Origin of the sequence: Streptomyces sp. NPDC088097 (assembly GCF_044741845.1) — a bacterium.
Lineage (GTDB): Bacteria > Actinomycetota > Actinomycetes > Streptomycetales > Streptomycetaceae > Streptomyces.
In genome coordinates this window covers 1-10,024 of sequence record NZ_JBIUTJ010000030.1, presented here as the reverse complement: position 1 = coordinate 10,024, position 10,024 = coordinate 1, and the positions used below count along the sequence as shown (strand labels likewise).

Annotated in this window: 10 protein-coding genes; 3 read left to right on the top strand and 7 right to left on the bottom strand. The window is 71.9% G+C overall.

What is annotated here, in order from left to right; all coding sequences use genetic code 11:
* The first annotated feature begins 168 nt into the window (after positions 1 to 168).
* On the top strand, positions 169 to 753 hold the full coding sequence (locus tag ACIOD1_RS34950; RefSeq protein ID WP_401907196.1) for an RNA polymerase sigma factor: 585 nt from the start codon (positions 169 to 171) through the stop codon (positions 751 to 753).
* Positions 754 to 757: 4 nt separating this feature from the next.
* On the opposite strand, the gene ACIOD1_RS34945 is transcribed toward ACIOD1_RS34950, so the two are convergent.
* The 6 genes from ACIOD1_RS34945 to ACIOD1_RS34920 form a co-directional block, all read right to left on the bottom strand.
* Positions 758 to 1,777, bottom strand: a complete 1,020-nt coding sequence (locus ACIOD1_RS34945; protein WP_401907194.1) for a 4'-phosphopantetheinyl transferase family protein — start codon at positions 1,775 to 1,777, stop codon at positions 758 to 760.
* A complete protein-coding gene (fabG, locus tag ACIOD1_RS34940) occupies positions 1,774 to 2,562 on the bottom strand; it encodes a 3-oxoacyl-ACP reductase FabG (RefSeq protein ID WP_365630334.1) in 789 nt (262 codons plus the stop codon). The genes ACIOD1_RS34945 and fabG overlap by 4 nt, the downstream gene beginning before the upstream one ends.
* Positions 2,559 to 4,028, bottom strand: coding sequence for a UbiD family decarboxylase (locus ACIOD1_RS34935; RefSeq protein WP_365630331.1), 1,470 nt, complete (start codon positions 4,026 to 4,028; stop codon positions 2,559 to 2,561). The genes fabG and ACIOD1_RS34935 overlap by 4 nt, the downstream gene beginning before the upstream one ends.
* Before the next feature lie 10 nt (positions 4,029 to 4,038).
* Positions 4,039 to 4,698, bottom strand: a complete 660-nt coding sequence (locus ACIOD1_RS34930) for a UbiX family flavin prenyltransferase (protein WP_365630328.1) — start codon at positions 4,696 to 4,698, stop codon at positions 4,039 to 4,041.
* 68 nt (positions 4,699 to 4,766) lie between these two features.
* On the bottom strand, positions 4,767 to 5,804 hold the full coding sequence (locus tag ACIOD1_RS34925) for a ketoacyl-ACP synthase III family protein (protein WP_365630325.1): 1,038 nt from the start codon (positions 5,802 to 5,804) through the stop codon (positions 4,767 to 4,769).
* 218 nt (positions 5,805 to 6,022) lie between these two features.
* Positions 6,023 to 7,465 carry an MFS transporter gene (locus ACIOD1_RS34920; RefSeq protein WP_365630322.1) on the bottom strand — a complete coding sequence of 481 codons (1,443 nt, stop codon included), beginning with the start codon at positions 7,463 to 7,465 and terminating at the stop codon, positions 6,023 to 6,025.
* 126 nt (positions 7,466 to 7,591) lie between these two features.
* Here ACIOD1_RS34920 and ACIOD1_RS34915 point away from each other — a divergent pair, with 126 nt between their 5' ends.
* Positions 7,592 to 8,140, top strand: coding sequence for a TetR/AcrR family transcriptional regulator (locus ACIOD1_RS34915; RefSeq protein ID WP_365630319.1), 549 nt, complete (start codon positions 7,592 to 7,594; stop codon positions 8,138 to 8,140).
* Between the two features lie 84 nt (positions 8,141 to 8,224).
* Here ACIOD1_RS34915 and ACIOD1_RS34910 read toward each other — a convergent pair whose 3' ends face one another.
* Positions 8,225 to 8,656, bottom strand: a complete 432-nt coding sequence (locus ACIOD1_RS34910; RefSeq protein WP_365630316.1) for a nuclear transport factor 2 family protein — start codon at positions 8,654 to 8,656, stop codon at positions 8,225 to 8,227.
* 191 nt (positions 8,657 to 8,847) lie between these two features.
* On the opposite strand from ACIOD1_RS34910, the gene ACIOD1_RS34905 reads away from it, so the two are divergent.
* On the top strand, positions 8,848 to 9,897 hold the full coding sequence (locus tag ACIOD1_RS34905) for a 3-oxoacyl-ACP synthase (RefSeq protein WP_401907191.1): 1,050 nt from the start codon (positions 8,848 to 8,850) through the stop codon (positions 9,895 to 9,897).
* Positions 9,898 to 10,024: the final 127 nt, after the last annotated feature.

The following is a 10,024-nucleotide window of genomic DNA, read 5'->3' as shown; positions in this document are numbered from 1 at the left end:
GGGGCGGCGGGGGGGGGGCCCCCCGGGGGGGCGGGGGGGCGCCCCCCCCCGCGGGGCGGGGGGGGGGGGGGGGGGCGGCGCCCGCCCCCCCCCCCCCCCCCCCCGCGCGCCCCCGGGCGCCCGGCACCGGCCCGCGCAACCGCCCCCGCACTACCCAGGAAGGAACCCATGTCTTCGACGCGAACGCGCCCGGCGGACACGGCCGCCGGAGCCCTTGGCCCCGGTGAGCTGGTCTCCGCGTGCCTGTCCGGTTCTCAGCAGGCGTGGGCGGCGCTCGTCGAGCGCTACGCCCCGGTGGTGTGGACGGTGGCCCGCTCGCACCGGCTGAGCCAGGCCGACTGCGAGGAGGTCTTCCAGCTGACCTGGCTGCGGGTGTACCAGAGCCTGCCCAAGATGCACACGCCGGAGCGGTTCCCGGCCTGGCTCACCACGTGTGCGCGCCGGGAGAGCCTCAAGCAGTACGAACGTTCGGGGAAGTACGTTCCCGTGGGCGACACGGGAAGCCTGGAGCGTCCCGCCGCCGCGCACCCCGGGCCGGAGGACGCTCTGCTCAGCCGGGAGCGCAGTGCGGAGGTTCTGTCGGCGCTCGCGGAGCTGCCCGAGCGTGACCAGCAGCTCCTGGCCCTGCTGAGCGCGGATCCGGCCCCCGGGTACGACGAGGTGAGCCGCAGGCTGGGGATCGCCCGCGGCTCGGTGGGTCCGCTGCGCGGCCGGGCGCTACGCCGCCTCGGGGAACAACTGCGCAAGAAGTAAGGCGTCAGTGGCGCGTACGAGGCCGCGGTGTGAAGCGAAGTCCGGCGCCGTCCTGCCCGGCAACGACCTGCCCCGCGGAGTCCTGCCCGTCGGCCCCGGGCGCGGTGGACCCGCGCGGCGCGGGCCACGAGGCGATGGCCGCCACGAGCGCCTGCGGAGGCCGGCCCACCGCGGTGCGCAGCTCGTCCAGCAGGGCGTCCGGGTACTCGCCCGCGTTCTCGCGCGGCGCCGCGCGCCGGCCGGGATGGGTGTCGCGCATGCCACGCCCCTCTCCTGTTCGGGCCGACTCGGCGGCGCCGAGGACGGCCTCCGCGGGCAATCTACCGGTCAGCGTCCGCAAGCGGCCCTGAGCGGAACCTGCCGCCGGCGGCAGGACGCCATCCGCCACGGCGGCGGCGGCCACGAAACCCTCGGGCACCACGGGGTCCACGAGGTGCCACGCGGGGTCGGACGACGCGTTCCGGGCCGCCCCGAGGCCGTGCGCGAGTCCTGTGCCGATTCCCTTCAGGTACGCCTCCGTACGGACCCAGCAGCCCAGGAAGGCGCGGATCCGCTCGGGTTCGGGCAGGGCGTCGAGCACGCGCCGGTGAGCGGCCGGCAGCCACCGGGCGGCGGCGCTCGCCGTGCGCGCCCGGACCGCGGTGGATTCCACGTCCACGCCGACGGGGCCCCGGGCGAAGGCGTAGAGGACCCCGTCGCCCGCGTGCGCCATCGAGAACTCCAGGCCGTGATCCCCGGCCGCGTAGGGACGGCCGTGCGGTCCGCCGCACGCCGGGCAGGGCGCCCGGCGCAACCGGACCGCGGACGGCCGTGTACCGAGGTGGCCGGCGAGCAGCACCCGCAGGCCGGCGTGGGCCATGACCTTGCGGTGCCGGTGCAGCGGCCGGGTCAGCCGCGCGGCGCGTTCCCGCTGTTGCGGGTCGAGGAGCCGCGCGGCCTTCTCCGTGTCCGTACCCGCCGGCGGCACGGTGAGCCACCACAGGTGCAGCTCGCCGGGGCGCACCGGCGGGTACGGCGTGGTCACAGTGCCACGCCTCCGTCCACCTGGAGGATCTGTCCGGTGATGTAGGAGGCCTTGTCGGACAGCAGGAAGCCCGTCAGGTCGGCGACTTCGCGGGCGGTACCGAAGCGCCGCAGCGGGACCGCCGCGAGGGCTTCCTTGCGCGCCTTGTCGCTGAGGTCGCCCGTCATGTCGGTCTCGATGAAACCGGGAGCCACGACGTTGACCCGGATGCCGTGCCGGGCCAGCTCCTTGGCGAGGGTGCGGCTGAGACTGTTCACCCCGCCCTTGGACGCGGCGTAGTTGGCCTGGGTGGCATGGCCGTAGACGCCGGCCACCGACGAGATGTTGACTATCGCGCCCGCGCGCCGTTTGAGCATGCCGAAGCCGACGGTCCGGCAGAAGTTGAACGTTCCGGTGAGGTTGGTGTCGATCACCGAGGCCCAGTCGTCGACGGGCATCATCACCAGGTGGTTGTCCTTGACGATCCCCGCCGAGTTGACGAGGCCGTACACCGGGCCCAGTTCTCCCTCGGCCCGCTTGACGAAGGTCTCGACGGCCTGGTGGTCCGCGACGTCGCACGGCTCGTGGAAGCAGGAGGCGCCCTGGGTGCGGACCAGCTCGGCCGTCTCCTCGGCGGCCGCCGAGGCGGACCTGCCGCAGAACGCGATGTCGTACCCCTCGCCCGCGAGGTGGACGGCTACGGCGCGGCCGATGCCGCGGGTCCCTCCGCTGACCATGACCAGGCGGCGCGGCGCTTTCTGGTCCGGGTGGGTGGCGGGACGGGTGACGGTGTTCGTCTCGGTCATCGGTTCTCCCAGATGGCGAGGGCGCGGGCCTGGATGTCGGTGGAGAAGTTGTCCTTGAACGCGGTGCTGCGGGCGCGCTTGTCCTCGTCGGGATGCAGGAGGCAGTCGTACGCGATCTTCGGTCCGCCCATGGCGAGTTCTTCGGGCGAGTAGACGACGTGCAGCGGGGTGACCTTCTGGTCCTCGATGAGGAGCTGGCCGCGGGTGGGATGGCTGCGCGTGTGGAACGCCCACATGAGGTCGCGCAGGTCGGTGGGATCGATGTCGTCGTCGAGGACCATGATCCGGGTGACCCAGTACCCGACCTTGGGGCGCAGGGCCAGATGGGCGATGGCGCGCGTGAGCATGCGGGTGCTGGTGAACGCGGAGCGCTCGCGCCAGTCGCGCGGAACGGTGACCGCCAGCAGGTTGATGGCGCTCTCCGGCACGATCCAGGCGGCCGTGACCGGGAGCCCGGCCGCGCGGAGCTGGTGGAGGGCCTCGGCCGAGTACGTCGTCCCGACCGCGGTGTGGTCCTCCTCGACGGGCTTCCCGGCGGAGACGACGGGCAGGATCGGGTCGTCGCGGTGGGTGATGGCGCTGATGTGGAAGACCGGCCAGGGGTTCGCCTTGCCGGTGAGGTATCCCGCGTACTCGCCCATGGGTCCCTCGGGCGCGGTCTCGTCGAGGGAGACGTGGCCCTCGATCACGATCTCCGCGGTGGCGGGCACCTCGAGGTCGACGGTCTTGCACCGGACAAGTTCCAAGGGCTCACCGAAGTGGGCGCCGAGGTAGCCGGCTTCGTCCGTCCCGGAGGGCAGGCCCATGCCGCAGGCGAAGGGCACGGCCGGCTCGGCGCCCTGGACCAGGGCGAAGGGCATGGGTTCGCCGCGGTCCCGCCACAGTTTGAAGATCTTCCCGACGTCCTGGAGGGGCCGGACCATACCGGCCATCCGACGGCCGTCGACCATCATGACCCGCGCGATGGACCAGTTGGTCCAGCTGCCGTCCGGGGTGCGGACGACGATCGCTCCCCAGGTGTTGATGTAGCGCCCGCCGTCACCGTCGTGGATGAGCGGTACGGGGAAGGAGTCCAACGTCGCGTCTTCGCCAAGCAACACGTTCTCCTGGCAGGGCCCCCGCTCGACGACGACCGGGGTGATGGGCTCGCGGCCGCGGGCGGCGGCCAGCTCCTCGACGATGTCCAGCGGGTGGGCGTCCGCCTCCAGGCCGAGCGAGAGGGCGACCCTGGCCCAGGGGGCGCCGGGCGCCGAGCTGAGCGCCGCGGGGGCGCCGAGTACCCGGAAGCCGGGTGCGTAGCCCTTGACCGCCATGAACAGCGGCGCCGGGTCTCGGTTTTCGGCGCTGCGCCGGATCACCGCGCCGATCTCGAGGTGGGTGTCGGCCGGCGTGTGCAGCTCACGCACGTCGCCCAGCTCGGCCAGAGCGACGAGGTACTCGCGCAGGCTCGTCAGGTGCTTCGTCATATGTGCTTCCTCAGAGGTGGATCGCGCTCTGCGCGAGCGGTCGCGTGGTGGTCGGCGCGGGGGCGGCGTCCTCGGCCCGTACGGGCGGCTCGCCCCAGCGCGGGAAGGTTTCGGAGTCGATTCCGAACAGGTCCAGGGCCCGGCCCACGGACTGGTCGATGATTTCCTCGAGGCCATCGGGGCGGGTGTAGAAGGCCGGGACGGGCGGCGCGATGATGCCGCCGTTCTCCGTCACGGTCGTCATGTTGCGCAGGTGGGTGAGGGTCAGCGGGGTCTCGCGGACCATGAGGACCAGCCGGTTGCGCTCCTTGAGGGTGACGTCGGCCGCCCTCGCGAGCAGGGTGTCGCAGGTCCCGACGGCTATCTGGGCGAGGCTCTTCACGGAACAGGGCGCCACGATCATCCCCCGGGTGCGAAACGATCCGCTCGCGATGGGCGCGCCCATGTCCTCCGGCGAGTAGTGGAAGTCGGCGAGCTCCTGCACCTGCGCGGTGCTCAGGTCGCTCTCGTACGAGAGGGTCAGCCGCGCGGACCGTGACATCACCAGGTGCGTCTCGATGCCGGCCGCTCTGAGGACCCGCAGGGTGCGGATGCCGTAGGCGATGCCGGTGGCTCCGCTGATGCCCACCACCATCCGGTGCGCACCACGCGGGTACGAGGTGTGGTTCATGTACGTGCCTTCCTGCCCGCGAGGGCTGCTCGCGGGGTATGCCGACGCGGGGTCGGTGCCCGGTGTGTTCACTTCTCGGGGGCCTGGACGACCGCGGTGGACCAGCTGAAGCCACCGCCGGCGCCCGCGACCACGGCGAATTCGCCGGGCTGGAGCATGTGTTGGCTGACGATGTCCGCCATGTTGGCGAGCATGTCCCCCGCGCCCAGGTGTCCCGTCCTGCCGCCCAGCAGTACGGTCTCGGCCTTGAGTACTCCGGCGAGGGAGCCGTACATCACCTCGACCAGGCGCGGGCCCATTCGGGGCATCGTGAACAGCCGGATGCGCGGGTCGTGCGGGTCCAGCCCGGCCTCGTCCAGGGCCTGGTCGAGGGAGGCGCGGACGTGGACACGCGCCGCCTCGGGGAAGACGTCCTTGCCTGCGGCCTCGTAGAACGCCTTGCGTTCGAGGTTCGTCTCCCAGGTCGTGCGGTCCTGCATCGGCAGCTGGGTGAAGGGCCGGTCACCGCGCTCCATGCCTTCGAGGCGGGCGGCCGTCGAGTGGGTCAGGGACAGGAGGTGCAGATCGTCCGCTCCGCCGTCGCGCCGGTGCAGGAGCGCGGCGGTGGCGCCGTCGCCGTACCCGATGTCGGAGTGCATGGTCCAGCGGTCCCACGCGGGGGCGTGGTAGCGCTCGCCGGTCGTAACCAGCGCGGCGGAGAGCGAGGGGTCGCCCAGGAGCTGGGTGGCGGCCACCAGCAGCCCGGTCGCGCCGCCCGTGCACAGGGCTTCGATCCCGAAGGGCAGGGCGGTCGGCGGAAGGCCGAGCTCGTTGGCTATGTAGTGGGCGTACGACCACTTCTCGTGCCCTTGGTGGAAGACCCGGGCGTGGGCGAGGAAGCCGATGCGGGCGGGGTCCCATCCGGCGCGGTCGAGGGCTTTGCGACCGGCCCGTACCGCCATCTCGGGCGCGGCCAGGTCGGGGGTCACGGGAAGCTCCGTGACGCCGAGCTGCTCGGCCCGCTCCGGCGTGAGGCGGCCCTCGTCGACCTGGTCCCTCGTGGTCTGTGTGGTGCCGGGCAGCCAGGTGGTGACCGCCTTCACGCCCAGTCCGCCCTCGAACTTCATTACCGGGTTCCCTCCGCCTGTCGCTGGTTTACGCCCGTACAGAGCCGGCCGGGGGTCGGTTGGATACAGGCGGCGGCGAAGGGTTCTACGGGCCGGGCGGTGCGATTCGGGTTCCACGTGTCCGGGTCGGCGGCCTGTGGTGAGCACGGCGAAGCCGCCTGGAGTCCGGCGGGGGTTCCGGGCTCCAGGCGGCGGTCGGTGGGCGGCTGCGTGCGGCTTTACGCGGTGTCCGCCTCGGTGCGCCTGGCCAGCAGCAGGCCGACGAGCAGGGCCAGGACGCCGATCCCGGCCGCGATGAACCAGGCGTGCCGGAACGCCTCCACCGTGGCGGCCCCGGGGCCGGGGGTGCCGAGCACGGCGATGAACACCGAGATGCCGATGACGAGACCGACCTGGCGGACCATCATGTTGACGGCGGACCCGGTGGCGAAGGAGGCCGGGGGCAGGTCCTTGGTGACCAGGCCGACCAGGGCGGTGGTGCCGAGAATGGTGCCGAGCGGGGTCAGCAGGGCGCCGGGCAGCAGCATGGTGACGTAGTCGGGTTCGCTCTGCGCAGCGAGGCCCCACCACAGGACTCCGGCGGCGAGCAGGGCGCAGCCGAGCACGACGACGGTGGCGGCGCCGAGCTTCTTCACGAGCGGGCCGGTGGCCATGGCCATGACCGGCATCAGGAAGGTGCCCGGTGCGAGGGCCAGCCCGGTCTCCAGCGCGGAGTAGCCCCAGATGTTCTGGCACCACAGCATGAAGGAGAAGAGCATCGCACCGAAGCAGGAGTTGAAGACCAGCGCGGTGAGGTTCGCCAGGCTGAAGGACCGCACCCGCAGCAGCGAGAACGCGACGACGGGGTTGGGGTGCTTGGCGGAGCGCCGGAAGAATTCGGCGAGGCAGACGATGGTCAGCGCGAAGCAGCCGAGTACGCGCACGGAGCTCCAGCCCCAGTCGGGCGCCTTGATGAGCGCCAGCGAGGCGCCGGCGACCGCGATGACCACGAGGACCGAACCGAGCAGGTCGGGCAGCGGACCGCGCTCGGGCTGCGCGGCGGAGGGCAGGACGCGCCGGCCGACCAGCAGGGCGGCGATGCCGAACGGCAGGTTGATGAGGAAGATCCACCGCCAGTCGAGGTTGACCAGCGCGCCGCCGACGATGGGGGCGAGCGCCGCGGCCACGCCTCCCACCGCTGTCCAGGCCCGTACGGCGCCGCCGCGCTTCTGCGGCGGATAGGTGGCCAGCAGCAGACCGAGCGAGGTGGGGACCATGGCGGCAGCGCCTAAGGCCTGCAGCACCCGGGCGGCCACCAGCATGGGAACCCCCTGCGATGCGGCGCACAGGGCGGAGGCCAGGGTGAACAGGCCGAGCCCGAGCAGGAATCCGCCCTTGCGGCCGGAGCGGTCCGCGAGCCGGCCGGCCGGCACGAGCGCCGCGGCGAAGACGATCGAGTAGGCGTTGAGGGTCCAGGACAGGGTCGCCGCGGTCGTGCCGTGGAAGTCCTCCTCCAGGGCCGGGAACGCGACGTTGACAATCATCATGTCGAGGCTCGACATGACGAAGCCGGCGCACACGACCAGGAAGACGAGTTTGCGGTGGCGCCGGTCCTCCGGTGACTCGGGTGGCGACGCCGCCATGGTCTGCGCGGGGACCGCGTCCCCTGCGGTCTGAGTCATCTCTTCTCTCTTTCCCTTCGCTGGGCGGGCTACGCCAGCAAGGTAGCAGTGACTAACTACTCAGTCAACGGCCGGCTTCGCCACCGCGGCTCACATTTACGCCCGTCGCGTGGTTTCATGTGGGCCATGGAACGGATGACGGGCGGCGAGCGCCGCAAACAAATTCTGCAAATCGCCTCCGAGGAGTTCTCGCACGGGGGCTATTACGGGACTTCAGTGGAAACGATCGCCCGCAAGGCAGGAATCAGCCAGCCCTACGTGTTTCGTATCTTCGACACGAAAAAGGGGCTTTTCATTTCCGTCGTCGAAAATTCCTTCGACCGGGTTGTGGCATCCTTCGATCAATCAGCAGAGGGCCTGACCGGCGTAGATGCCCTCGTCGCCATGGGCGACCGATACCGCTCACTGGTACGCGACCGGCTCTTCCTGATGATCCAGCTCCATGGTTTCGCCGCGTCCGACGACCCGGACATCCGGTCCGCCGTCCAAAACGGATTCGGACGCATGTGGAATGCCATCCAGAAGAATTCCGGAGCCGATGATGTCACCGTGAAGCGGTTCCTCGCCCTCGGCATGATGCTCAATGACATGGCTGCCATGGATCTGTGGAACTTGGACGAACCCTGGGCCGAGGCGTGCGTCGCATCGCTCCCCGTGGAGAGCTGGGCGGGCTGACGCGCCACTCGCCCGGGGGCGGTCGCCGGCCGCCCCCTCAGGGCGAGGGGGCGGCCGGCGACGCCCCGGGAACTCCTCCGTGCGTCACATGGCGGACGGCGGCCGCTCGTCGGTCTCCGCTCCCTGCGTCCAGGCTTCCACGATCCAGCCGTCGACGATGCGCAGGATGTCGACGCCGACCCAGGAGATCCGCTTGCCGGGCACGTCGGACGGCCAGCCGGTCCGCCCCAGGCAGGTGGCGGTGCCGAACCAGCGGCACACCGCGAGTTCACCGTCGACCACCGGCCCCAGGTCCGTCTCGTAGCGCAACCCCTCGAACTTGCCCGTGAAGCCGGCCACCCAGTCGGCCATCGCGGCCGGGTCGCGGATCGTGTCCGGGTCGATCGTCGCCCCCGTGGTGGGCAGGTGCAGCCGATAATTCGCACTGATGATCTTGTGCGCGGCGCCCGGGTCCTCGTTCCACATCTCCAGCCAGCCGTCCCACAATTCGGCCGCCGTACGCGTCCTCGACACCATGAACCGTCCTTCTCGCTCACTTGCTCCGCCGGGGCCCGGACCGGGCCCCCACGCACAGAGCTTCGGGAGGTCGCCCCGCGTACACCCCGAGCCGGTGTATCTGCGGCCCCGCTGCGGCGGTCTGTCGGAAGGCGACGGCCCAGGAAGGGCCGGCGCGGCGATGGGCGAAGCCCAGGACAGGAGAGCCCGCGATGCGTTTCAGCGACGGCCTGACGGTCGAGGCGGCCACCACCTGGCTGCCCGCCACCACCCAGAGCGCGTACGCGCTGGTGGCCGACGGCGTCCTCGACCCGGACGTCCCGGAGGCGGCCGGAGTGGTCGAAGTACCGGTCTCGTACGATGTGTCGGCCCCCGACATGGCCGTCTCGGCCGGGCTCGGGGCCTTGGCCCTGGCAGGGGTCGAGGCCGCGGACGTCGGCCTGCTGCTGCACAACTGGATCTACCACCAGGGCCACGACTTCTGGTCCCCGGCCCACTACGTGGCCGACCGGGTGGGCGCCTCGGCCGCCATCCCCTTCGGCATCCAGCAGATGTGCCACGCGGGGGCGATGGCCCTGCACACCGCCGCGGCCTACCTCACCGCGGATCCCTCGCTCGGAACCGCCCTGATCACCACCGCGGACCGGTTCGACCCCGCCGGCTTCGACCGCTGGCGCGGCGACTACCAGGTCGCGTACGGGGACGGCGCCACCGCCGCCGTTCTCGGCCGGTCCGGGCGGGGGCTGCGCCTGGTGGCGCACGCCGTGCTGGCCGCGCCCGACATGGAGTCCATGTACCGCGGGGCCGACGCGTTCAGTCCCGCGCCGCTCGCGCACGGCAGCCCCATCGACATCCGGCGCACCAAGAAGGCGTTCCTGGAGGCGGGCGGCATGGACCGGTTCGCCAAGACCGGTCCAGCAGCGGTGCGCACGGTGGTGCTGCAGGCCCTGTCGGAAGCGGGTCTGGCCCCCGACGACCCGCGGATCCGGTGCGTGGCCCTGCCCCGGCTCGGCCCCAAGGTCCTCGACCTGATGTACATCCCGGCCCTGCGGGAGCTGTTGGCGGTGGAGCCGGTACGCCTCGGCGCGCGGACCGGGCACCTGGGCTGCGGCGACCTGGTCGCCAATCTCGCGGACCTCGGCGCGTCGCCAGACCGGCTGGCGCCGGACGAATACGCCCTCGTCCTCACGGGCGGCGGTGGCTTCACCTGGTCGTGCCTCGTGGTCCAGCGGGTCGGAGACGGCTGGGGGGCCGGACGATGAGGAACAGGATCAGCGAGCTGCACTCCTTGCGCGAGGAGGCCCGTCGTGGCCCGAGTGACCGGGCGACCGAGGCGCAGCGCGCCAAGGGCAAGCTGACCGCGCGTGAGCGCATCGCGCTGTTGCTCGA

What these genes read in the sequence shown, in the direction of transcription:
- ACIOD1_RS34905 (WP_401907191.1), top strand. Translation starts at nt 8,848, where the DNA reads ATGCGTTTCAGCGACGGCCTGACGGTCGAGGCGGCCACCACCTGGCTG.
- ACIOD1_RS34910 (WP_365630316.1), bottom strand. Translation starts at nt 8,656, where the DNA reads ATGGTGTCGAGGACGCGTACGGCGGCCGAATTGTGGGACGGCTGGCTG.
- ACIOD1_RS34950 (WP_401907196.1), top strand. Translation starts at nt 169, where the DNA reads ATGTCTTCGACGCGAACGCGCCCGGCGGACACGGCCGCCGGAGCCCTT.
- ACIOD1_RS34935 (WP_365630331.1), bottom strand. Translation starts at nt 4,028, where the DNA reads ATGACGAAGCACCTGACGAGCCTGCGCGAGTACCTCGTCGCTCTGGCC.
- ACIOD1_RS34930 (WP_365630328.1), bottom strand. Translation starts at nt 4,698, where the DNA reads ATGAACCACACCTCGTACCCGCGTGGTGCGCACCGGATGGTGGTGGGC.
- ACIOD1_RS34925 (WP_365630325.1), bottom strand. Translation starts at nt 5,804, where the DNA reads ATGAAGTTCGAGGGCGGACTGGGCGTGAAGGCGGTCACCACCTGGCTG.
- ACIOD1_RS34920 (WP_365630322.1), bottom strand. Translation starts at nt 7,465, where the DNA reads ATGACTCAGACCGCAGGGGACGCGGTCCCCGCGCAGACCATGGCGGCG.
- fabG (WP_365630334.1), bottom strand. Translation starts at nt 2,562, where the DNA reads ATGACCGAGACGAACACCGTCACCCGTCCCGCCACCCACCCGGACCAG.
- ACIOD1_RS34915 (WP_365630319.1), top strand. Translation starts at nt 7,592, where the DNA reads ATGGAACGGATGACGGGCGGCGAGCGCCGCAAACAAATTCTGCAAATC.